This window comes from Cytobacillus sp. FSL R5-0569 (assembly GCF_038007265.1).
Taxonomy (GTDB): domain Bacteria; phylum Bacillota; class Bacilli; order Bacillales; family Cytobacillaceae; genus Cytobacillus; species Cytobacillus kochii.
Genome location: NZ_JBBOWW010000001.1, coordinates 4,176,512 through 4,199,181, shown reverse-complemented (window position 1 = coordinate 4,199,181; position 22,670 = coordinate 4,176,512). Strand labels below are relative to the sequence as shown.

At 37.5% G+C, this 22,670-nt stretch carries 23 protein-coding genes; 14 read left to right on the top strand and 9 right to left on the bottom strand.

Translation table 11 applies throughout. The features are described from left to right. Positions 1 to 182: 182 nt before the first annotated feature. Positions 183 to 335, top strand: coding sequence for a hypothetical protein (locus MKX78_RS21380; protein ID WP_307316033.1), 153 nt, complete (start codon positions 183 to 185; stop codon positions 333 to 335). A 548-nt stretch (positions 336 to 883) separates the two neighbouring features. Next, entirely contained in the window at positions 884 to 1,444 is a 561-nt protein-coding gene (locus MKX78_RS21375; protein WP_307316030.1) for a hypothetical protein, read from the top strand. A 41-nt stretch (positions 1,445 to 1,485) separates the two neighbouring features. Here MKX78_RS21375 and MKX78_RS21370 read toward each other — a convergent pair whose 3' ends face one another. The 4 genes from MKX78_RS21370 to MKX78_RS21355 all read right to left on the bottom strand — a co-directional run bounded on the left by MKX78_RS21370 (position 1,486) and on the right by MKX78_RS21355 (position 6,677). Then, the gene (locus tag MKX78_RS21370) at positions 1,486 to 2,676 is read right to left on the bottom strand and encodes an iron-containing alcohol dehydrogenase (RefSeq protein ID WP_307316027.1); all 1,191 of its coding nucleotides are present in this window, start codon (positions 2,674 to 2,676) and stop codon (positions 1,486 to 1,488) included. Positions 2,677 to 2,693: 17 nt separating this feature from the next. Beyond that, positions 2,694 to 4,115, bottom strand: a complete 1,422-nt coding sequence (locus MKX78_RS21365) for an aldehyde dehydrogenase family protein (protein ID WP_307316025.1) — start codon at positions 4,113 to 4,115, stop codon at positions 2,694 to 2,696. 1 nt (position 4,116) lies between these two features. Then, positions 4,117 to 5,514, bottom strand: a complete 1,398-nt coding sequence (locus MKX78_RS21360; RefSeq protein ID WP_341052317.1) for a hypothetical protein — start codon at positions 5,512 to 5,514, stop codon at positions 4,117 to 4,119. 173 nt (positions 5,515 to 5,687) lie between these two features. Then, complete coding sequence (locus MKX78_RS21355; RefSeq protein ID WP_341052315.1) at positions 5,688 to 6,677, bottom strand: LacI family DNA-binding transcriptional regulator; 990 nt, start codon at positions 6,675 to 6,677, stop codon at positions 5,688 to 5,690. Between the two features lie 132 nt (positions 6,678 to 6,809). Between MKX78_RS21355 and MKX78_RS21350 the strand changes: the two genes are divergently transcribed. From MKX78_RS21350 to MKX78_RS21340, 3 genes are all read left to right on the top strand, one after another. After that, positions 6,810 to 7,568, top strand: a complete 759-nt coding sequence (locus MKX78_RS21350) for an SGNH/GDSL hydrolase family protein (protein ID WP_341052313.1) — start codon at positions 6,810 to 6,812, stop codon at positions 7,566 to 7,568. A gap of 27 nt (positions 7,569 to 7,595) precedes the next feature. Beyond that, a complete protein-coding gene (locus MKX78_RS21345; protein ID WP_341052311.1) occupies positions 7,596 to 7,970 on the top strand; it encodes a hypothetical protein in 375 nt (124 codons plus the stop codon). 292 nt (positions 7,971 to 8,262) lie between these two features. After that, on the top strand, positions 8,263 to 8,916 hold the full coding sequence (locus MKX78_RS21340; protein WP_307316013.1) for a spr1630 family ClpXP-sensitive toxin: 654 nt from the start codon (positions 8,263 to 8,265) through the stop codon (positions 8,914 to 8,916). A gap of 35 nt (positions 8,917 to 8,951) precedes the next feature. Here the strand turns inward: MKX78_RS21340 and MKX78_RS21335 are convergent, their stop codons facing one another. From MKX78_RS21335 to MKX78_RS21320, 4 genes are all read right to left on the bottom strand, one after another. After that, entirely contained in the window at positions 8,952 to 9,680 is a 729-nt protein-coding gene (locus MKX78_RS21335; RefSeq protein ID WP_341052308.1) for an alpha/beta family hydrolase, read from the bottom strand. Positions 9,681 to 9,701: 21 nt separating this feature from the next. Beyond that, a complete protein-coding gene (locus MKX78_RS21330; protein WP_224937239.1) occupies positions 9,702 to 10,415 on the bottom strand; it encodes a tryptophan-rich sensory protein in 714 nt (237 codons plus the stop codon). A gap of 109 nt (positions 10,416 to 10,524) precedes the next feature. After that, positions 10,525 to 11,001: a glutathione peroxidase gene (locus MKX78_RS21325; protein WP_224937238.1), complete on the bottom strand. Its 477-nt coding sequence runs from the start codon at positions 10,999 to 11,001 to the stop codon at positions 10,525 to 10,527. Beyond that, positions 10,998 to 11,456 (bottom strand): MarR family winged helix-turn-helix transcriptional regulator, encoded by a 459-nt coding sequence (locus MKX78_RS21320; RefSeq protein WP_341052305.1) that lies wholly within the window; start codon positions 11,454 to 11,456, stop codon positions 10,998 to 11,000. Before MKX78_RS21320 ends, MKX78_RS21325 begins: the two co-directional genes overlap by 4 nt. Positions 11,457 to 11,628: 172 nt before the next feature. Here MKX78_RS21320 and MKX78_RS21315 point away from each other — a divergent pair, with 172 nt between their 5' ends. From MKX78_RS21315 to MKX78_RS21280, 8 genes are all read left to right on the top strand, one after another. After that, positions 11,629 to 12,252: an acyltransferase gene (locus MKX78_RS21315; protein WP_341052304.1), complete on the top strand. Its 624-nt coding sequence runs from the start codon at positions 11,629 to 11,631 to the stop codon at positions 12,250 to 12,252. Positions 12,253 to 12,983: 731 nt separating this feature from the next. After that, a complete protein-coding gene (locus MKX78_RS21310; protein ID WP_281202722.1) occupies positions 12,984 to 14,156 on the top strand; it encodes a bis-aminopropyl spermidine synthase family protein in 1,173 nt (390 codons plus the stop codon). Between the two features lie 2 nt (positions 14,157 to 14,158). Continuing rightward, positions 14,159 to 15,253 carry a ribosome small subunit-dependent GTPase A gene (gene rsgA / locus MKX78_RS21305; protein ID WP_289434734.1) on the top strand — a complete coding sequence of 365 codons (1,095 nt, stop codon included), beginning with the start codon at positions 14,159 to 14,161 and terminating at the stop codon, positions 15,251 to 15,253. A gap of 372 nt (positions 15,254 to 15,625) precedes the next feature. Continuing rightward, the gene (locus MKX78_RS21300) at positions 15,626 to 16,426 is read left to right on the top strand and encodes an MBL fold metallo-hydrolase (RefSeq protein WP_322909745.1); all 801 of its coding nucleotides are present in this window, start codon (positions 15,626 to 15,628) and stop codon (positions 16,424 to 16,426) included. A 26-nt stretch (positions 16,427 to 16,452) separates the two neighbouring features. Next, on the top strand, positions 16,453 to 17,079 hold the full coding sequence (locus MKX78_RS21295) for a histidine phosphatase family protein (RefSeq protein ID WP_322909744.1): 627 nt from the start codon (positions 16,453 to 16,455) through the stop codon (positions 17,077 to 17,079). 12 nt (positions 17,080 to 17,091) lie between these two features. After that, positions 17,092 to 18,123, top strand: coding sequence for a DUF2804 domain-containing protein (locus tag MKX78_RS21290; protein ID WP_340976620.1), 1,032 nt, complete (start codon positions 17,092 to 17,094; stop codon positions 18,121 to 18,123). 16 nt (positions 18,124 to 18,139) lie between these two features. Continuing rightward, positions 18,140 to 18,442, top strand: a complete 303-nt coding sequence (locus tag MKX78_RS21285; RefSeq protein ID WP_322909742.1) for a hypothetical protein — start codon at positions 18,140 to 18,142, stop codon at positions 18,440 to 18,442. Positions 18,443 to 18,463: 21 nt separating this feature from the next. Beyond that, a complete protein-coding gene (locus tag MKX78_RS21280) occupies positions 18,464 to 19,681 on the top strand; it encodes an MFS transporter (RefSeq protein ID WP_341052298.1) in 1,218 nt (405 codons plus the stop codon). Positions 19,682 to 20,537: 856 nt separating this feature from the next. Here the strand turns inward: MKX78_RS21280 and MKX78_RS21275 are convergent. After that, complete coding sequence (locus MKX78_RS21275) at positions 20,538 to 21,692, bottom strand: acyl-CoA dehydrogenase family protein (RefSeq protein ID WP_341052295.1); 1,155 nt, start codon at positions 21,690 to 21,692, stop codon at positions 20,538 to 20,540. A gap of 214 nt (positions 21,693 to 21,906) precedes the next feature. Here MKX78_RS21275 and MKX78_RS21270 point away from each other — a divergent pair, with 214 nt between their 5' ends. Next, positions 21,907 to 22,659, top strand: coding sequence for an amino acid ABC transporter ATP-binding protein (locus MKX78_RS21270; RefSeq protein WP_341052292.1), 753 nt, complete (start codon positions 21,907 to 21,909; stop codon positions 22,657 to 22,659). The last annotated feature ends 11 nt before the right edge of the window (positions 22,660 to 22,670 follow it).

Here is a 22,670-nt window from a genome sequence, read left to right as displayed (position 1 = left end):
AATAACTTTAAAGATATGTGATAGAGAGGATCTAGCTATTTTTGGAAGATTGCTATAATGTGGGGAATTAACGAAAGGAAAAACCATAGTTACAAGGGGAAATTCATGAATGGGGGAGCATAGTAAGTAGAATCACCGGAAATATGATTTAAGGGGTGAAATACATCATATGAGAAGATTGATTGTCAAGATGTGTTGGCAAAAGTGAAATACCCACATGGGCAACCAATTTAGCAGAAGAATTGCGTGTATATGGTATTTGCACGCAAAAGCCACCGGGTTCCGTAGAAGAATTGCGCGTAAAGGTTGTTTGCACGCAAAAGTGGCCTGGTTAAGCAGGTGAACTGCGCGTAAAGGTTGTTTGCACGTAAAAGTGGCCTGGTTAAGCAGGTGAACTGCGCGTAAAGGTTGTTTGTACGCAAAAGTGGCCTGGTTGAGCAAGTGAATTGCGCGTAAAGGTTGTTTGCACGCAAAAGCGGCCTGGTTAAGCAGGTGAACTGCGCGTAAAGGTTGTTTGTACGCAAAAGTGGCCTAGATAAGCAGGTGAACTGCGCGTAAAGGTTGTTTGCACGCAAAAGTGGCCTGGTTGAGCAAGTGAATTGCGCGTAAAGGTTGTTTGTACGCAAAAGTCGCCGGATTTAACAGATGAATTGCGTGTATTTCAGTTTGTATCTACTGAAATAGTCAAATAGGTAAATAGAAAGCCCACACCAACAGATGTAATAAGAGAGTGCGGCAATAAGAGAAGTCACTGTTCTTAGTCATAGAGAGTAGCAAACATAAGCACGCCTATCCTTCCCTTATCGAGTAAAAACAAACTTCTACTATTACTTCATGGAATGTATAATAATACCAAATGAATAAAAGGAGCATATTTAAATCTATGAAGTTCACTCAAGCAGTTTTACCTCTTCTAGTTATCGTAACGATAATGTACGTGATGGTTAATCTTTTGCTATTAATTTTGTTTTCGATGACTGATGCCAATTTGAATCTGGATTCGGTGTTATATGTCATTTTACCAAGTGTGTTGTATGTAATATGTGTATGGTTTGCTATAAGAATCATGCGCCCAGATAGGAGGAAAAAGCGTAAGCAACTTTGGTGGTTTTCTTTAGCATTGGTATTACCAATCGCTTTGATTAGCCTTCTACTTGTCAATGAAGTAAAAGCCAAATTTAATGAAGAGTATTGGAAAAGTAATCCACATAAACGAGTGGAAATGATAGACGATTTGTTGCATACATATGATTTGGATAATAGGCATTATAATGAGGTAATTGCAAGATTAGGAGAACCAACTAAAAATGCGCTTTTTAAGGAGGAGCATAACATCGTTTATTATCTAGGTAATGAAAGAAGTTTGATTAGCATTGATAGTGAATGGTTAGTTATTACGTTTGAAGATCAGCGCGTATCCAAATATGAGTTGAGAACAGACTGAAAAAAGGGGCTGCAATCTAATGCGCCCCTTTTTCAACCTCATTATGCTTTTACTAAAGCTTGATCCACTACCTTACCTTCGAAGGCGGCTTTATAAATTGTATATATATCCTCTTTACACAATTCCATTGGACTTCGCGCGAGTAAACGAGTTTGTTTTGTCGCATCTTCTGTTAACGAATCAAGTGCATCATGGCCAATGTTAAAGCCTTTTAAAGAAGACGGGATGCCAACATCTTCGACTAAGCGTTTTAATTCTTCTACACAACGGTGGGAAGCTTCTTCTTGTGAAAGATGGGTAGAGCTAAAGCCCATTGTATCGAGAATATCCTTCATCCTTTTTTCACATGCAGAACGAATATAGCCCATCACATATGGCAGAAGAACAGCGTTTGAATCACCATGGGCAATATGGAATTGCCCGCCTAATGGATAAGCAAGTGCATGAACCCCAGCTACACCTGCGTTAAAGAAAGCAATACCAGCTAAATAACTACCATAGCTCAAGTCAATGCGTGCTTGTTTATTGTCGCCATGATGAACAGCTGTGCGGATGGATTGACTGATTAGGCGAATGGCCTGTAGTGCTAAAGCGTCCGTGACTGGGCTAGCATTTTTAGACACATATGCTTCAATCGCATGTGTAAGGGCATCGATCCCAGTAGCAGCTGTTACCTTTGCAGGAAGAGACATTGTGAGTGCTGGGTCAACAATAGCTACATCTGCAAGTAAATAATCATGCGTGACGACATCTTTTGTTGTTTCCAATGAAAGGACGGAGATATTTGTTACTTCTGATCCTGTTCCAGATGTAGTTGGAATTAAGATACTCGGTAATCCTTTTTTTGTAATCGATTTTGTGCCGGTTAGATTTAAATAATCAGCTACATCACCTTCATGAACAGCGATAACACCAGCTAATTTTGTTAAGTCAAGTGCACTTCCGCCACCGATGCCAATGACCATATCAAAAGCGTGTTCGCGCGTATAGGAGACCAGTTTTTCCCCAACGGCAAGTGGTGGTTCAGGAACAACATCAGTGTAAACATCAGTGATATATCCTGCCTCATTAAGTGGATGCGTCACTTTATCCGTTAAGCCAATTTCTTTTAAAAAAGGGTCAGTAATCACAAGGATTTTTTTGACGTTAAACTTTTCTACTTCTTCAACGAGGTGGGAAAGAGCATCCCAGCCTGTGTAGCTTATAGGTGTAAAGGTGATTTTCTCAGACATGATGGTCACTCCTCTAATTAATTTTGGTTCCAAACAATTAATTTAGTTTCAGTCATTTCGTGAATCGCGTATTTCAAACCTTCTTTGCCCGTACCGCTTTCTTTCACTCCGCCATATGGCATTTGGTCTACACGATAGGTCGGAATATCATTAATCATCACGCCGCCCACTTCAAGTGCTTTAGAAGCATGGAAGGCAGTTTGAATATCATTAGTGAAAATACCAGCCTGCAAACCATAGTCAGAATCATTGATTGCAATAATACCATCTTCAATTGAAGAGATACGGTTAACAATAACAATAGGGGCAAACACTTCTTGGCAAGAAACCTTTGCAGTCGCATCGACATTCGTTAAGATGGTTGGTAAAAATACGCCATTTTCAATTTTTCCGCCTGTAATAATCTCTGCTCCTAAGGAGACTGCTTCATCAACCCAACTCAATGCTCGCTCCTGTTCAGCTGGATGAATCATCGCTGATAGGTCAGTTGTTGCATGCATTGGATCTCCGATTGTTAACGCCTGAGTAGCTTCGGCAAACTTTTCAACGAACGCAGGAAAAATCTCTTCTAGTACGTAAGTGCGTTGCAGAGAAATACAGACTTGCCCTTGGTTAGAAAAGGCACCTGTTACACATTTAGCTACGATTTCTTCTAAGTCTACGTTTCTATCAATAATCAGTCCTGCATTAGAGCCGAGTTCTAAAGCAACTTTCTTTAGTCCTGCTTTATTGCGAATACCAATACCAACGGCTGGGCTACCAGTGAAAGTAATCATTTTCACAAGCGGATTCTCGACAAGGGCATCTCCGACAATACGACCACTGCCAGTAACTACGTTAAATGCACCCTTAGGTAAAGAAGTTTGGTCAAGGAGTTCAGCAAGAAATAGAGCAGATAATGGTGTTTGCGATGCTGGTTTCAATACAATCGGGTTTCCAGAGGCAATCGCTGGTCCCACTTTATGTGCTACTAAATTTTGTGGAAAATTAAATGGTGTAATGGCACCGATTACGCCAATCGGTTCCTCGATTGTATAACCGAATCGGTTAGCCCCGTTTTTAGCTGCGTCCATCGGAATCATTTCACCTGTTAAGCGTTTTGCTTCCTCAGCCGCGAATTTATATGTCTCAATCGTACGGTCAATTTCACCTAGTGAGAATTTCAATGGTTTCGCTGATTCTAAAGAAATGATTTCAGCAGCTTTTTGTCGATTTTCCTTAAATAATAGAACAAGCTCTTCTAGTATTTCTGCACGCTCGTAGGCAGTCAAACGAGCCATCGCTGTTCTTTTTTGATGCGCCATCTCAATGGTTTCTTCCACTTCCTCCTTTGAAGCTTGTGGAATTTCCGCAATCACTTTATTTGTATAGGGGGAAAGGAGTTCAGCATAGTTTGCTGAGTCTCTCCATTCACCATTGATATATAATTGTTTCTTCATATTAACTCACCTGCTTTTCTTGTTTTTTGAGATCTTCACTATCTTTATTAAACGTTTTGTCTACTTCTCCTTTAAAGAAATCTTTTCCGTATAATAATAGACAAAGAATAATACCTACAGCAAACGCCCAAGCAGCGCCTTTAATACATAGAACAGCTGCGACAATCCCAGCTACACCAAGATCTTTTTGACTTCGTGCTTCTAAAATACCAACTTTCACACTTACATATCCTTGAATGAGAAGAGTTAATGCCATCGCAACACCTAGTATAGGCTCAACGAAACTTACGATTGGCAGTAACCATAAGCCGGTATTCGTTCCCCAGCGGAATGAACCCATACCACCGAAAATCGAGTCCATAGCTTTTCTTCCTTTTTTGAAACGCTCAACCATTACCACCTGCATCGCACTCCATACGGGTCCTGCCATCGTGACGTCAGGTCCAATAATACTCATGGCACCATTACGAATACCGAAAATCCAGTGAGATCGGTTAGGGTTGTAATCAACCTTTTCATCAGGGCGGATAGATTGACCATCTTCCACTAATGCTTTTACTTGTAATACATCACCGAAAAGAACAATATAAGCAGCGAGAACAGTAGGGATGGCTGTAATAAACATCATGAATGGGGGTAAGCCTAATCCGAATACCGTGTACTCATTCCACAATGTAATAAAATCTGGAGATGAGAATCCCCATTCAATTGTTGGCCACTTTGCTTCCCCAAATAATGGGGCAATAAATACGGCTACAAGTATCACAGGGAAAATACCTAGTTTAGCAATGGTTTTCCAAAAGGCATTGCGGTTTTGAAATTGAATAAAATGTTTTGAAAATAAAAGATAAAACCCAATTCCAATAGCAATCGAGATGGTCCAAGGGAACAATTCAAAACGGCCACCAACTTGGAAAACAGAGATGACAGCTGCTAAACCAGCTCCTAGGATAACACCAGCTTTTAATGCGGGCGGAATAAAGCGAACAACCTTTGATGCCAACCCAGTAGCACCGAGTAATAATGATAGAATACCGAGTGTTAATTGGAAGGCGATCAGTGAGTGAACACGTTCAGGTCCTTCAGGGAATTGCTGACAGTACAGCATGATTAAAGGAATGGCTGGTGTAATCCAACCAGGTACAGCCGGATCACCTAGTAAATGATGTAATAAGTAAAAAAGTCCATTTAAAACAACAATAGCGAGTGCTACTTCAAAAGGCATACCGAGTAATTCCATTAAAAGCGGGATGGCTGATAAATCAACAGCACACATTAATAGTCCTTGCACATAATCGGGCCATTCAAAACGGTAATGGATAAAAGGTAAGCGAACCTTAAAAGGTCCTGCTGGGATATACGGTGATTCTTCGCCGTATTTTCTGTTTTTCCATTTCATGACGGTTTTTCTCCTCCTTAATTGTAAACCCTTACAAGTTAGAATATTAAATTATGAATACGTAACCATTTTTATGTAAAGCGATTCCACATGAGTCGTTCAAGCTCATATGGAAGAGGGTAAGGGATTATGCTTCCAAAATGGTTACGTATTCATTTTTGCATAAATAAAAACTATTGATATGCCTTTGTTGTTTTCCTATTAAATACTTTAACAGATTCAGTGATTTTTACGCAACTGTTTTTTTTATTTTCAATCATTTCAATCAGTTCATTGATGGCTAGAAAACCTAAATTTTGCTCAGAGATACTTCCGACGGTTGTTAACTCGATACTACCGTGTTTACTTAAGTCAACATTATCGATACCGACTACGCTAATATCGCCTGGGACACGAAAACCGGCCTTTGTTGCTTCATCAATTGTCTGTAGAGCGATTGCATCTGTTGCAGCACAAATAGCTGTCGGTGGAGTCGGTAATTGCATCAGTTTTTCAAATGCTTCTTTTACCGCTTGTTTTGATGTATTCGTTTGAATCACATATTGCGATGCAAGGTACTCAGTGTTCATCCCTTCAACGAAGCCATCGTATCTATTTTTAAATGTACTAACGGTAGAGGGACCTCCAATCCAAGCAATTTGTTTATGACCTAACTCTAGCATATGACGAGCTGAAAGTATGCCAGCCTGAAAATTATCGATTTCAACAAAATGTTTATTATTAATATGTTTTCGATTATATGTAATAAATGGTATATCCATTTTCTCAAACTTCTCGAAAATAGGATCATCAAGTAAGATACAGGACATCACGACTCCATCTACCTTATTTTCAACTACTGAAGTATATGCCTCATTTAATTTCTCATCATTCACAAATTGAACATGCACACGATAACCTTTGCTATTAGCGTAATTAACAATTGCAGCTGTTGTATCGACAAAAAAAGGATTATGAAGGGGTCCGGAAAGTAACGCAATCGTGTTTGTTTTATTTTGTACAAGAGAACGGGCATGGGCGTTCGGAATGTAATGAAGTTCTTCAATCGCAGCCATCACTTTATCTACTGTTGGTTTTTTGACTAGGTTTGGAGTATTAAGTACACGTGATACGGTCGTTTGAGAAACGCCAGCATGTTTGGCAACATCCTTAGAAGAGACCATCTAGTTTCCTCCTTTCAAGAAAAACTGTGCTTCCTTATTTTATCAGATTCCCATGGGAGAGAGAAGTCAAAATGACCTAGATTAAGTACCAGTGAAAAGGGTAAGCAGAGAGTATGAAAGGAAGCGAATAAAATGAAAAAAACGATGATTTTAGTGTTTACGAGTATTTTATTGTTTTCTGGCTCTGCTGTGTCGGCTAAAACAATCCATTCATTTAGCGACCAGACAACAATTTATGATTATATTGTCTCTGAAAGCTACAGTAAGAACGGTGCAAAAGTAGCCGTTATTGGCAGTAGTGTTGCTCGTGGGAAAGGGGCATCTCATCCGATGTTTTCTTGGTTTCGTTTATTAGAAAAGGAAGTGCGAGAACGCCATTTGCCACATAAAAAAAAGCTGTCATTTCATAACTTTGCTAAAAGCGGTTACACCTTAAATATGCTACTTAAGGATGGAACGGTTGAAAAGTTGGTAAAATCAGAGCCTGATTTGGTAATGATTGAAACAGGTGTCGTTAATAGTTATCAATATCATCAAAGCATAAAAGAAACGGAGCAAGCGATTAAAAAAACCGTTGATAAAATTAAAAAGGCCTCTCCTGATACGAAAATTCTATTTCTTTCTCCCAATCCGACAACTGTTCTTTATAACGGAAAAATTGATAATAAGCGCAATCATTCTTATCAAGACTATTTAAAAGCAACAGAACAGTATATTAAAGAAAACGAGTGGCCATATATAGATATTTATCGACCGATGGCAAAAAAAATGGCGGACAGTTCCATTGATTTACAAGACACATTGGCAGATGGGGTGCATCCGAATAATATTGGTTACTATATTTGGTTTCAAGTAATGAATGAGTACTTCAATCAGCCAATCCCGTGGTAAAATGAAAGAAAACCTCGGAGCTGATGAATGTTGAAACAACAATTAACTTTAATGGAAGCATATATGATTGAGCTGTTACGTAATCAAGGTGTAACGGATGAAGAAATTATAAGAAAATCTTTGTCAAAGGAAGTGACAGAGTGGAGGAAGTATAACGAGCAGTTCGATTTTGAACAATTAGCTCATCTGGCCCAAAAAGATGAGGCAAACTTTGCTTCAATGATTAACAATGGTTACCGCATCAAATTCCTTACTTTTCCTGGATTGCAACGCATGTTAAGTATGAAGTTCGGATTAGAGAAAGACCAAGATTACAAGCTCGTAGAAAACGGAGTAACTAATGTAAAAGTAAGTGAGAGTCAATTAAAAGAGATAGAAAAAGTTTTATCGCTCAACTGGTAAATAAAGAGAGAAGAAACTTCGGTTTCTATCCAAAATGGCTAAAGAAAGATAGCATTCGTTTCTTCATTAGGCGAATGCTTTTATCATTTTTCTTTACTAGAAGACCATAAATAATAGAATATAGAAAAGAATAAAGAAGCTCCTATTGCGTATGGTATGGGAGAACGAAAAAGAATTAATAGACAAAAGGGCATGGTAATCAGAATGGTTTTTTTCCAAAACAAGCAATGATCTTCCTTTCCAAAAAAGGTTGAATATGTGAAAGAGAAAACTTAGGAGGAAATATCACTTGATGAATTATAAATTTTCACCTGAATTAAGTCAGGCGATTGTTGATGGGATATTAAAAGGATATAGGCATTACATTCATGAGCGTGAACAGAAGAAACGTGAAATGCTTATTAGTACAGGTTATGCATGGGTAAAAGGCAATCATATTGAAGATGCCGTAGCACAAGAATGCCGCAAACTTGGGATTCAATTTGAATTTTCTAAAGCCGGTTATGCATGGGGTTATCTTAAATTCGAAAATAAGGCAACAAACTCTTTATTTATCATTAAAAGTGGAGGACCTTCACCACAATCATCACCGAGTCGAAAAGAGGAGCACTATTTAGTTGAACTCTCCAAGATTAATCGTCATATTGATTGGCAGCAATTAGAACAAATGAATGAAGTAGGAGAACAGTTAATGTTAGAAGACGTCACTTCTCAGAATTTTGAACAATTAAGCTTCGGTGAATTCGATTCTCTTAAACAAACGTTTGATCAATTTTATATTGTCTCCTATGAAATGGATGAAACAAAACTATTATCAAAAATTCAACTGCTTATGCCAACTCCGGGCATGAAGAAAATTCATTTAGTTGAAGACTGGTTACCTCTGGCATTTCATTCATCTTATCATATTACAGAGATTGAAGTAGAAGGAATTAGAGGAGAATAACAGGAGGGCTATCTATAGGAGATAGCCCTTCTTAATTATTGTTTTTGTTCTTTTATCCAGTGAGTAATGGTATCGATGATCGTTTCTTGTTGTTTCTTAATAGAAATGTCGGCTGGGTTGTCACCAGATTGTTCTCCGTATACACCAAAATAGGCATGGTTTCCTCCTTCGATTTCTACGAAGTCTGCTTCATCTGGAAGAAAAACCTTCTTCTCGTCAACTTTAGCGGGCGTACTTAGTCCATCATTTGAGCCACTTATGGATAAGACAGGTAGTTTCGAATTTGTCAGTGTATCATTATCAGAGGCATAGGCACCCAGTAGTATTAAACCATGTACTTGATCTATGTTTTTATCGGCGTACATGGCTGCTGCTGCACCACCCATTGAATGGCCTCCAACAAACCAATCTACATCTTTATACGTACTAATGATTTCGTTAGCTTTAGAAACATCAAGTATGGCGATGTTTAGTGTTACATGTGGTATAGCGATAAATAGATTTTCTTTAGCTAATTCTTGACCGATATAAGCATAAGCTTCGGGTTCTACTTTTGCACCCGGATAAAGAATCAGACCTATTTGACTATTAGGGTCACCGAATAAGAGCCAATCATCTTCAACGCTTATTTGGTTGTCTACGGGGATCGTTGGCTCATTCACTGAATGATAAGTGAGCTGAGTCCAGATGAAAAATCCACCGATTGCTGTAACTACTAGAGCTGATAGGATAAGGAATACTTTTGATTTGATTATTTTCTTCATAATTTGCCTCTTAAGTTGTATTTACTTTTTGAAAAATTTGTAGAGCGTATAGATAAAAATAACGATTAATAAAAGGATGAGGATCATCACAAAGGTTTTCACAGCATCATTAGGTGTTTCTGCATATATACCAATGTATGCCCAGATGAAAACAAGTGTATATATAAAGTCTTTAAATCGAATAGAGAAAACAATCGCTAATATTGTAGCAACTGCTAACATAATAAAGGTCCAAGTCACTTCATTCAATCCGAGAAAAACAGTCTGTTCCATCCCTACAAACCAAACAAATACATTTAAAATACTTGCTACAGAAACCCAACCAATATAAATGGAAAATGGTAGTTTTTCAAAGAAAGTATGAGTGGTATCGTTTATTCTGCCATAGATCAGAATTAAGGTGACAAGTAAAGCAAAAATGATGATTACTGATGTAAGTAGTGCTTGAGCAGTAAAAGCTAGAATCCAACAGCCATTTAATAAAAAGTTAAGAGCTGGTAGGTAGCTAGTTTTTACATAAACAGCATCACCTTTCACGAAAAAAGCTCTGATAATCCAAATAAATAAAAGGAAATAAATGAACCCCCAAATGGAAAATGCAAAACCAGCAGGTTGTAATAAAGGTTGATTAGCATCAGCAACATTGCCAACATTTGTAGCGGACCAATAATTTAAGAAAATCATTATAGCGAAAGTAATAAGGTAGACAATACCTAGTTTCTTTGACTGATTCATGAATGAGCCTCCCCTTGATAAATATAATGATGGTATTAATTGTAATACCCTAAAGTGAACGGTAATAATCATAGTTATCTACCATAGGGAAGGCGAAGTGACATATGTCTTAATTTGATAGTAGTTGTTTTATTTTTTCCTCAAAATCACTTGGTTTGTCTGTAGGGCCGAAGCGCTCTACCACATTACCATTTTGATCAATGAGAAACTTAGTAAAGTTCCATTTAATGCTTTTGCTCAGAAAACCTTTTGCTTCTGTCGTTAAATAATTGAATAAAGGGTGTGCTTCTTTTCCATTCACTTTAATGATTTCATGCATAGGAAATGAAACACCATAGGTCATCCGACAAGCTTCACTCGCTTCCTCAGCAGAGTCGAGTTCTTGTTTAAATTGATCCGAAGGAAATCCTAATATAACCAGTCCCGCATCTTTATATTTTTGATATAGGTTCTCAAGTTCTGCAAATTGTGGGGCCAAACCACATTTTGTTGCGGTATTGACAATTAGTAATACCTTGCCTTCATATTGCTCCAATTGATAATTGGTACCGTTTTCGAGTTTTACGTTTATATCATATAAATTCATTTTTTCTCCTCCCCGTCATTTAATTGAGATAACTGTGTATTCAATTCTTGTAATTTTAATTTGAATTGGTCATCAAATATAGCAAATGAATCCCATTTTGTAGCCTTAGTTGCAATCATTTCTGATATCGTACTTTCGGAGTTTCTTCCTTTTGTGGTCAATGAAATGACTACAGATCTTTTGTCCATTGGTGAGGGTGTTTTCGTTATATAATCTTTTGTTACTAGTTTAGAAATAATGGGGTTTAAGGTACCAATCCCTAACGATAACTTTTCACTTAATTGTTTAATAATCATATGATCATTTTCCCACAGAGCGAGTAAGACAATATATTGAGGGTAAGTGAGGTCAAACGGTTCCAGTGCTTTCCGGTATAACTTAGTATATTGATTTGTTGCTTTATAAATAGCAAAACATAATTGATTCTCTAAGGTCTGTGCTTTTACTTTGGCCACCTCCTTATTTACATCGTACACGATACATTATATATCGGGTACGATGTAAATGCAAAAATAAGATGACAATTAAATCATATGTAACAGTTGTTTTCAGTTTCTGTAAATTCCTCCTTTACAATAACTCAGTGATGTTATAATACGAGCAATAATTGTAAGGAGGTCCATTTTTATGATACTTCAAGAAGAAATTAAAGGACTAACGACGAAAGTATTTGGAAAAAACAATCAACTATTATACGATGAAGAATCGTTTGTTTTTAAAAATGCTGAATTAAAAATCACTGGTTCAAATAATAAAATCCATATTGGAAAAGGGACAAAACTATCCAATATATTAATTCACATACGAGGTTCAAATAATGAAATTATGATAGGGGAAAATACCGACTTAATTGGTCATATATTATTAAAAGGCAAAAAACAATCAATTAAAGTGGGTGACCGAACGACCTTTAAGAATGTCTATCTATTATCACAAGAAGGAAAGAATATTTCCATTGGAGCGGACTGTATGTTTTCTTATGATATAGCCGTGAGAACAACAGATGCTCATTCCGTTCTTGACCTTGAAACAAATGAAAGATTGAACGGTGCAAAGGATGTGGTCATTGGTAATCATGTTTGGGTTGCTGCTAGTTGCTTGATCTCCAAAGGCGCGGTGATTCCCGACGATACGATCATCGGAGCAAGATCAGTTGTTACTAAACCTTTCTCCGAAGCACATACAACCATTGCAGGCTCTCCAGCTAAGATAATCAAAACAGGGACAACTTGGAGTCGAGAGCGGTTATAGGAGTGGAGTGATAATTATGATGAATTTTATTTCAATAATGAAGAGCCTTATTATATTTCAAATGTAATAAGGCTTAAAATTTATAAATTAAATGGAATAGTGCTTATTGGTCAAGCTTAAGTGAGTAGTATGATAATCTTATAATCTCTTGAGTTATCAGTTGGGTTTGTATTATTCATACTTTACCAAGTTTTGCAGGAGTACAATTAAAGGAGTTAGAAATGCGTGGAAGGTCGTAAGAAAAATAGAATAACTTTTACTCTTGATTATTTAATATATCCAAGTTACAATTGGATATATTTTTCAATATAGGAGTTTTGCCTCGATGTTGGTATTTGTTCTTAACTAATCAACCAATTTTATATGGTTCTTTCTATTACATGGAAAAATCCACTTTTTGAAGTGGTTTGTTTGTCTTGGACAAAAATAGATGAATCAATATAGGTTAAGAACACAACGGCCATCCTTAATTTATAATTGACTACAAAAGCCGTGCTCGTTTGCACGGTTATATTTTTTACTCTCACGTTAGAAATAGGTTTTTTTAACGACCGGTATCATTCTGACAAAAAAGTCATTTGGTAGTCAATATCCTAAAAAGGACAGAAGATGGACTATATGTTCATTTTCTGTCCTTTTTTATTTGGGATTAAGTATCTGTTTGGATGACGTGTGTGTTTATCCACAATGAATAAAGCACATTAAAATATCGACAATAAGCGAGTGATTCCATGAATAATTATATTGAACAAGTTAATGCAAAGGTATGTCTTCAAGAGGGTCCTTTGGTAATTGAACAACTTTTGGTTGAATGTTTTATACAACCTGGGATATCAACAAAAGAACTAGCACGAAAAGTCCTTCTTCCAGTTCCAGTGGCTACTGCGGTTAAGAAGGAACTTATAAAGGCAGGTGCATTAATCCAGGATCGTGGGGTGCGTTGTACCTATAAAGGGCTTTCATATATCGAAAATGAATTAGGATATGATGGATTAGACAAAGCCTTATATCAAAGGCTTATGACTAATGAGACAGATTGGAAGGTAGAGCTTGAAGGTATATTATCGTTACTAACAAGGTTATTTCAATTACGCCCACAAGTTAATGTGCAAATTGATCAATCAAAATGCACACCCGAAACAAGTTTGCGTCGGGCAATACTTTGCCTAAGAGAGCATGCGTTGATAGGAAAAAAAATCTTGTGTGTTGGTGATGACGACCTAGTCAGTGTGTCGCTCGGCCTTCTTCTTAACCGGTTATTTCCGGATAAGAGGAATAAAAAAACCATGATTACCGTCATAGATAATGATTACCGATTCTTACAATATATTCTTCATATAAATGAACGAGAAGGCCTATCTATTAATGACCTTCATATGGATTTGCGACAATTACTACCAGAGTATTTTCACGAACAATACGATTGCTTTTTTACAGATCCGCCTTATACGTTACAAGGAATGTCTTTGTTCCTTTCTCGCGGAATAAGCGCTTTAAAGAAAGAAAAAGGCTTCCCAATCTTTTTGTCATTTGCCCATAAATCACCAGACTTTATGCTGGCATTGCAGCATGAGCTAATACACATGAGTCTCTCAATTAAAGAGATTATAGTAAATTTTAATGAATACGAAGGGGCACAAATGATTGGAAATAAAGGACAAATGATCGTTCTTCAAACAACAGAATCAACGAAGCCTAATATTATAGGTCGATTCGAAGATGCAATCTATACAGGTGAGGTAAGGCAAACAATCCGTACTTACCAATGTAAGTCGTGTAATAGAGCAACCCTTGTTGGCATCCAGGGAGACTTTCCTACAATAGAAGCGTTGAAAAATCAAGGATGTCCGGTGTGCAATCAAAATAAATTTGTGTTAGTAAAAAAACAAGTTAGGAGGAAATGAAGTTGAATAATATTGATATGAAAAATTTAGGACTTACTGAAGAATTTATACAGGAGTCTAAAAAATATAAAGACCTTTTTATTGGTAGAGTTTCATCACAATCTAAAAACTTATATAAGGTAATCACAGAAAAAAGTGAGATAGTTGCTGAGATTTCTGGTAAATATCACTATAATGTAAAAGGAATTTCTGAATATCCTGCTGTGGGAGATTTTGTAATGATTGATAGAACAAATAATTCACAGGGGAACGGAATTATTCATCACATACTTTCACGAAAAAGCGCATTTGCACGTAAAATGGCAGGAACTAAAGAAGATATACAGATGGTAGCTACAAATATTGATACGGTTTTTATTTGTATGTCATTGAACGATGATTATAATCTACGTAGACTAGAGCGTTATCTTTCTATCGCATGGGATAGTGGTGCAACACCGGTTATTGTACTTACAAAATCAGATTTATGTAATGAAATAGAAGCAAGGCTTAATGAAATATCTTCTATTGCAATAGGTGTAGCAGTACATGTTACAACAAGTGTTTCTGATGAAGGGTACCATTCCTTAAAAAGTTATCTCTCTAGCGGTAAGACAGTAGCGTTTATAGGTTCATCTGGAGTTGGAAAATCAACCTTAATCAATTGTCTGATAGGGCAAAAAATATTAGATACGAATGGTTTAAGAAATGATGATAAGGGCAGACACACTACTACAAGACGAGAACTGATTATGTTGCCAAATTTAGGTGTTGTTATAGATACCCCCGGTATGAGGGAACTTGGGATTATAAGTGCAGATTTAACGACATCCTTTTCTGATATTAATCAACTTGCTTTTGATTGTAAATTTAATGATTGTACACATCAACATGAGCCGAACTGTGCAGTACAAAAGGCAATTAAAGATGGTTTTTTGTCTGTTGAGAGGTTAGAAAGCTATTGGAAACTAAAAAAAGAGACTAAGTATCAAGGTTTGAATTCTAAAATGATTGAAAAAGAAAAGACAAATGAAATGCTTAGTAGTATGGGCGGCATGAAAAACTTTAGGAATTTCAGAAAGTCCATCAAAGAACAGAGTAGAGATAAAAAAAGATGAAGTCTAAGAAAGGATTAAAATAAAGAATAGGGTAACATCTCCATGTTGAGCTGTTACCCTATTTTTTGATAGATAGGTTGTATAGTTAAATAGGATTTTTATTTTTGAAATAGTGTACATAAACTGAAGGACGAGATTGACACGCAATATCTTATGAACATAGAAAGAATAAGTTCTGAAGATAAAAGAACTGAAAAATGACTCTGTTTATTCCAAAAAGATCCATTTAATAGAAGCTATTTAATACAAATGTTGATATCTCTTATTTAGATATCGTTATCTATTCACATCTACCAAAAATTGCTATACTTAAGAATAGACCAACCATTATATATTAAGTACCTCAAAAACTCTTCCATTCCAAAATTTGAAATGCAGGTGAAGCTTGTGTTAATTAAAGATTCTTGGTTTACTGTGCAATTAATTGATAGTAAAACGTATGCGATTAGTGAATATGGCCACTGGGAAAAAGTACATTCGTTTTTGCTCATTGGTGAAGAAAAAGCGGTACTCATTGATACAGGTCTTGGAATAGATAACATTAAACGTATAACCGATCAATTAACTTCCTTACCTATTGAGGTCATAACAACGCATGTTCATGTCGATCATATTGGTGGACATGGATTGTACGATACGATTTACGTTCATGAGCTAGATAAAGACTGGTTAGTTAATGGTATTAGTGGTCTTACGCTCCAACAAATCCGCACTGATATACAAAGAGATATTACAATCCCCAAACCGAAAACATTTAATCCTGAAACATATCAGCCTTTTACAGGAGAGCCGACCGCTTTACTAGCGGATGGTGATGTGCTGCAATTAGGGAATCGAAAACTTAAAATCTATCATACGCCAGGACACTCACCGGGGCATATTACTATTTATGATGAAACACATAACTACCTATTTACAGGCGATTTATTGTATGATACCGAGCCTATATTCGCTTTTTATCCTTCTACGAGTCCATCTGATCTCGTGCGATCAATTGAAAAAATAGCGATGATTCCCAATGTAGCAAAAGTGTTCGGATCACATCATACATTAGGATTAGCACCGACTGTTTTGCAGGAAGCTTATGATGCAGTTCAGTATTTAAAGAGTCATCAATTGGATCAATTTGGGACAGGTATACATTCCTTTCAACAGATAAGCTTTCGATTTTAGTTTTTGTACAGAAAGAAGGGTGAATGGTGAAAATATACATGACAAGACATGGTCAGACAGAATGGAATAGAGAAAGAAGGCTACAGGGAAGATTAGATTCTGACCTAACAACAATTGGGAGTGAGAACGCCAAATTATTAGGAGAACATTTAAGCAAAGTCCCGTTTGATGCGATTTATGCCAGTCCAAGTGGAAGAACGATGATGACGGCGAGCCTGATTAAAGGCAATCGCCCAATTAAGGTTTTTACTGATGAGGATTTACAAGAGATTTATATGGGAAGTTGGGAAGGGCAGCAACAATCAGATGTCCAAAAACAATACGCAGATGAATTCCATGCCTTTTGGTGTGCGCCTCATCTCTATCATCCAACAGAACGAGAAAGTTTTCAGCAAGTACAGGATCGAGCAGTAAAAGTGCTAAAAAGAGTGATGACAAACCATAAGAATGGAAATGTTTTGCTTGTTACACATACGGTCGTAATCAAAACGCTTCTTGCCTACTTGAAACAAATACCTATGGAAAAACTTTGGGATGCCCCGTACATTCATGATACTTGTCTTTCAGTAATTGAAATTGTAAATGGTCAGAAAAACATCCTATTGGAAGCAGATATGTCTCATCTTCAACCTGACCAATATGAATTCACTTAGGGAGGTTATGTTGTGCAGAGAGAAATGACGGAAGCGGGCCATCTATTAAATGATAAAGGGGAACTTGTTCAATCAGGGTATGCAAAACAACTCCTGCTTACATATGATCGAAAGGCCATCAAGGCTCAAGCGTGGAGAATAAAGGAATGGGATTATTATTTAGTTTGTAATGATGATTTTGGTGTGGCTCTGACCATTGCCGACAATTCCTACATGGCTTTATTGAGTGTGTCTTTTCTTGATTTTAAGCGTGCTTCCTATCGAACGACAAGCATTATGAAGCCTCTTACATTTGGGAAGTTGAACTTACCGTCGACTTCAAAGGAAGGCGATATTGTTTATGAAGATAAGCGAATTAAGATGTCTTTTTCGCATATAAAGAATGGTAGGAAATTATGTTGTCATATGAAAAATTTCGATGGTAAAACTGACTTTGCCTGTGACATTGATTTAGTTAATGTGGCTAAAGATTCTATTGTAATGGCTATTCCATTTAAGGAAGATCGACAAGCGTTTTACTATAATCAAAAGATCAATGGGATGCGTGCAAAGGGCAGTGTCCACTATGGGCAAACAGAATATCAATTTCAGGAAAAGAATAGCTTTGCTACATTAGACTGGGGCAGGGGGGTATGGACATATAAAAATACGTGGTATTGGGGATCAGCATCTGGCGTTGTCGAGGGGAAAACATTCGGCTTTAATATCGGCTATGGTTTTGGCGATACTTCACTTGCCAGTGAAAATATGCTCTTCTATGATGGAGTGGCCCATAAACTGGAAGAGGTTACTTTCCATATCCCACAGAATAATGGAATCTTTGACTATCTCTCACCTTGGCGATTCACTTCAAGCGATGGAAGGTTCGAAATGGACTTCATCCCCATTTTAGATCGTAAAGATTACACCTCGGTCATAGTTATTTCTAGTGATCAGCATCAAGTATTTGGTCATTTCACTGGTAAAGCGGTATTAGATGATGGAACAACCATTGTACTGAAAGACTTTCTTGGTTTTGCTGAGAGGGTGGAGAATAAATGGTGAGCAAAAGGTGGTTATTATGGGTTGGTTAAATATAGGGAGTCTGGTTTTAGGCATAGTTGCTTGGATCTTACCGTTGCTTAATCTTGGTCGAGAACAAGAAAATGCCAAACGGTGGATGACGTATTCATTTTTAAGTTTCATCTGTTGTAGTACGGCTATTTTATTTCAATTAATGGTGCAAAAATTTCTTATAGAAATAGAAGATTTTAGTGCCTTGATGGATATAACAAGTTCGGTTGTCCTTGCTTCAAGTGTGCTTTTAATCGTGACAATTCTATTGAATGTATTGGCATGGGTAAAATATACGAAAACGATATAGAAGGGGAATGAGGTAGGGTCGATGATAAACGGAGAATTTATCAAAGTGTGGAGTCATTACTTATCGCGTCTATTAAGTGATCGTTTTTATGAACTTATCCTTCCCCTCATTGTTCTCGGTATGTCTGGGTCTCCTATTGTAACGACGGCTGTATTAATGGTGCAAAAGGCGGCATCGATTCTCTTTGCCATTCCAGTAGGAACGTTTATTGAAAGAATCAATGTGGTGACTGTAGCTTGGGTTGCCAATTTCGTATACGGCTGTTTGTTATTTTTTCTTTCTTATATTTTCGCTAGAGATATAGGGGATCTATGGTTGATTACTATCATTATATTTTTACTCGGTTTTGTTGGTCTTGTTATTCAAATTGCCCAACAAGCAATGATTCCCCGCATTGTTTCGAGGGAAAGGCTTTTAAGTGCGAATAATTTACTTGAGGCAGCGGATGCCATTGTTACATTCATTGGCCCAGCCTTAGGTGGCTATCTCTTTGCAACATATGGTGGCTCGACTACCCTCATCATTTGTGGCACGCTCTATCTCGCAGCCATGCTTCTGCTAATTTTCACAAAATACAATCATCAACCAACGGTGAAAAAACAACAAACTTTAGTAAAAAGTGTAAGGACTTTTATCGAAGAATCGAAAGCAGGAATGGGCCATCTTTTTATTAATACGCCACAAATGTTAATTACTTTAACAGCGATATCTCTCTCTTTTAGTACCACCTTTATCATCCTCAGTGTCATCATGCATGCAGATTTAACGCTATCTTTTTCAGAAACACAAATTGGACTGTTACTGTCATGCGCCGGTATTGGTAATCTGCTAGGTGTTTTTCTCATGCCGCGGTTTAAGCAGATGAATTGGCTACCTTTCCTAGGTATCCTCATGGCTGTCTCAGGGGTTGGGATTATACTTTTGACCACTAGTCATTTTTATTTGATGTGTTTGGGGATGGTTCTATTTGATGGTGCGCTATCAATGGGATTTGTTGTCCAAATCTCTGTCCAACAAGGAATTACACCCGATCATTTAATCGCCCGCGTCAGAAGCGCAGTATATGTTCTGACAAGTCTTACCGGAATGCTCGCTACTTTCTTAGCAGGTGTGATAACTGAATGGAACACTTATTTGCCCTTCTTAATCGGGACCACAATATTAAGCTTATTATCTCTGTTTCTATTCAAATATAGACACAATGGTGTGAGGCTAAGTGAAATGAGACCACTGGATTGAAGGAAAATAGGGATAGTGAAGGTAATTAGGTAAAAAAAAGATAAAAAGAAGCCTTGGGAAATGTAAAAGGTTCAATACGAACACAACTAGGATGAAAAGCAGATAGATGAGTTGTCAAATTGGAGATACGAACACAACTCGGATGGAAAGCAGGTAGATGAGTTGCCAAATTAGGAATACGAACATAACTCGGATGAAAAGCAGGTAGATGAGTTGTCAAATGGGGGATACGAACACAACTCGGGTGAAAAGCAGGTAGATGAGTTGTCAAATGGGGGATACGAACACAACTAGGATGAAAAGCAGGTAGATGAGTTGTCAAATGGGAGATACGAACACAACTAGGATGGAGAGCAGTGAGATGAGTTGTCAAATTGGAGATACGGACACAACTAGAATGGAAAGCAGTGAGGTGAGTTGTCAAAATGGGAATACGAACATAACTCGGACGAAAAGCAGTGAGATGAGTTGTCAAATTAGGAATACGAACACAACTTGTATGAAAAGCAAGTAGGTGAGTTGCCAAAATGGGAATACGAACATAACTCGGACGAAAAGCAAGTAGGTGTGTTGCCAAAAACGAAATCCGAACACATCCCAAATAAAAAGCAAAAAGATGTGGGGACGGACCTAAAATAGTCATTAGTAAAAGCAAGCGGTAAGATAGATTGCCAAATTCGTGATGACAAAACATTACAAGTGACAAAGATGCGCTGAGTCGAAGTCCTCAATTTCCCTACTAATCCCCACAGTTTTAAAATACTCAACTCCTTACAAAACTCTCCCCTAACGCCACAAAAAAAGACACGGAGAAATCTCATTTTGGAATTCCCGCGTGTCTGATTTTAGCTTGCCCTTATTTATACTGAGCAATCGCTGATTCGGCAAGTTTTTGAATGGTGATATTGTCCATTGGCGGATTATGAAGACCAGCACGGACGTCTCGGTAATATCTTTGAAGTGGATTATTACGTTGTAAGCTTTTTGCTCCTGCGACACGCATCGCTTTATCGACAACGGTAAGTGCTGCATGTGTGACTTGGTATTTAGCAACAGATAGTTCGTTTTCAATATATTTTCTTCTATCTATATCATCGTATACTTCGGCCACGTGATAGAGTAGGTGTCTTGCGGCAAGCAAAGCGGCATCGATTTCACCGAGAAGTGTTTGTACATTCGGTAATTCACTAATAGACCCCTTTATACTATTTGGTTTATGCTCTAAGGCAAATTGTACGGCATAATCTCTAGCTGCTTGAGCAATTCCGAGATAGCAGGCGGGGATATGTAATACCCATCCATTTAAAGATTTTCCCCTGTCAGCAATTGTTTCAACGAGTGCCTCTTCAGGAATGACTACTTGATCTAATACGAGATCATGACTTCCTGTTCCTCTCATAGCCACGACGTCCCATGTTTCGTCAATAGATAATCCTGGCGTATCTTTATGAATTAAGAAAAAGCCAATCGTTTGTTTCTCCTCTATCCAGGCAGAAGTGAGAAAATAGGTTAAAGCAGGCGACATGGTTGTAAAATTTTTACGGCCATTAATAACCCACGAACCTTTTTGGCGCACAGCAGTTGTTCCGGGTCTGCCACCTCTTGTCGGGCTACCTGTTTGTGCTTCGCTCACAGACCGGTTCACAAGTGCGCCTTTTTGTACATCATTTGCAAAAGAGGCAAGTTGTTTCTCTGTCCATAATTGCTTTTCATAGATTTCACCTAATCCACCAACATGCCAGCCGATACTTAAGGCAGTGGCACTATCGTAGGAAGCAAGGGTTTCTTGGAAAAGAACCATGTCATACACACCAAGCCCCTCACCCCCATATTTTTTAGGTAATGTCACTTTTGTATAACCTAATTCCACTAATTCACGAATATTCTCATGAGGGAATTTCGCCTCTTCATCTATCTCTTGTGAACGACTAAGAAACGTCGCTTTTTTTGTCTGTAATGCATGTAACCACTTTCTCTGCTCTTCCGTCTTCACGAATAATTGTGAAACCAATGTCTCTTCCTCCTCTAATGAACGATCTAATCCCTACTTCCTTTGTTGGTTTAAATGTTAAACAAGTGGTTCAGGTTCGTCAAGGAGGGGATACTGGTTTGTTGAAATATTTAAAAAATAATAAAATTCCGACTTTACATATAGAAATTGTTTTGTTAATCTTTTTTTATAAAATTCTAACACCGATGCAGTAATGCAGGAAAGTGAGGTTTAAATGATCTTACTGAAGCATATTCATAAAAAGTTTAAAAATAACCATGTATTAAAAGGTATTGATTTAGAAGTATCAAAAGGGGATGTTGTTACAATTATTGGTCCGAGCGGTTCAGGAAAAACAACGCTCCTTAGATGTGTGAACTATTTGGAAAAACCAGACGAAGGAACAATATCAATCCATGATTTAACGATACAAACAAAAAAACCAGTAAAGAAAGACATTCTCCAATTAAGAAGAAGGACGGCGATGGTTTTTCAACACTATAATCTTTTTGAGAATAAAACGGTTCTAGAAAACGTCACAGAAGGTTTAATCGTCGCACAAAAGAAATCGAAAAAAATAGCGAGAGAAATCGGGATAGACATTCTAACTAAGGTAGGTTTAGCAGATAAGATCAATGCGTATCCACAACAACTTTCTGGAGGTCAAAAACAAAGAGTGGGGATTGCCCGGGCATTAGCGCTCAATCCGGACGTTATATTGTTTGACGAGCCAACTTCAGCACTTGACCCGGAAATGGTAGGAGAAGTGCTAGAAATTATTCGAGAAATTGCTAGTGGTGGGGTTACGATGATGATTGTCACCCATGAGATAGATTTTGCTCGTGAGGTTTCGAATAGAGTGGTATTTATGGATGATGGCCAGATTATCGAACAAGGGCCGCCTAACGACATTCTTATTCACCCGAAACAAGAGAGAACAAGGAAGTTTTTAAAAAGAATAATGAAAGAACCAGACTTTACTATCTAAGAGAATGGAGG

What these genes read in the sequence shown, in the direction of transcription:
- MKX78_RS21310 (WP_281202722.1), top strand. Translation starts at nt 12,984, where the DNA reads ATGAATAATTATATTGAACAAGTTAATGCAAAGGTATGTCTTCAAGAG.
- MKX78_RS21340 (WP_307316013.1), top strand. Translation starts at nt 8,263, where the DNA reads ATGAATTATAAATTTTCACCTGAATTAAGTCAGGCGATTGTTGATGGG.
- MKX78_RS21335 (WP_341052308.1), bottom strand. Translation starts at nt 9,680, where the DNA reads ATGAAGAAAATAATCAAATCAAAAGTATTCCTTATCCTATCAGCTCTA.
- MKX78_RS21300 (WP_322909745.1), top strand. Translation starts at nt 15,626, where the DNA reads ATGCAGGTGAAGCTTGTGTTAATTAAAGATTCTTGGTTTACTGTGCAA.
- MKX78_RS21325 (WP_224937238.1), bottom strand. Translation starts at nt 11,001, where the DNA reads ATGAATTTATATGATATAAACGTAAAACTCGAAAACGGTACCAATTAT.
- MKX78_RS21315 (WP_341052304.1), top strand. Translation starts at nt 11,629, where the DNA reads ATGATACTTCAAGAAGAAATTAAAGGACTAACGACGAAAGTATTTGGA.
- MKX78_RS21360 (WP_341052317.1), bottom strand. Translation starts at nt 5,514, where the DNA reads ATGAAATGGAAAAACAGAAAATACGGCGAAGAATCACCGTATATCCCA.
- MKX78_RS21365 (WP_307316025.1), bottom strand. Translation starts at nt 4,115, where the DNA reads ATGAAGAAACAATTATATATCAATGGTGAATGGAGAGACTCAGCAAAC.
- MKX78_RS21345 (WP_341052311.1), top strand. Translation starts at nt 7,596, where the DNA reads ATGTTGAAACAACAATTAACTTTAATGGAAGCATATATGATTGAGCTG.
- MKX78_RS21350 (WP_341052313.1), top strand. Translation starts at nt 6,810, where the DNA reads ATGAAAAAAACGATGATTTTAGTGTTTACGAGTATTTTATTGTTTTCT.
- MKX78_RS21355 (WP_341052315.1), bottom strand. Translation starts at nt 6,677, where the DNA reads ATGGTCTCTTCTAAGGATGTTGCCAAACATGCTGGCGTTTCTCAAACG.
- MKX78_RS21280 (WP_341052298.1), top strand. Translation starts at nt 18,464, where the DNA reads ATGATAAACGGAGAATTTATCAAAGTGTGGAGTCATTACTTATCGCGT.
- MKX78_RS21330 (WP_224937239.1), bottom strand. Translation starts at nt 10,415, where the DNA reads ATGAATCAGTCAAAGAAACTAGGTATTGTCTACCTTATTACTTTCGCT.
- MKX78_RS21270 (WP_341052292.1), top strand. Translation starts at nt 21,907, where the DNA reads ATGATCTTACTGAAGCATATTCATAAAAAGTTTAAAAATAACCATGTA.
- MKX78_RS21370 (WP_307316027.1), bottom strand. Translation starts at nt 2,676, where the DNA reads ATGTCTGAGAAAATCACCTTTACACCTATAAGCTACACAGGCTGGGAT.
- MKX78_RS21285 (WP_322909742.1), top strand. Translation starts at nt 18,140, where the DNA reads ATGGGTTGGTTAAATATAGGGAGTCTGGTTTTAGGCATAGTTGCTTGG.
- MKX78_RS21375 (WP_307316030.1), top strand. Translation starts at nt 884, where the DNA reads ATGAAGTTCACTCAAGCAGTTTTACCTCTTCTAGTTATCGTAACGATA.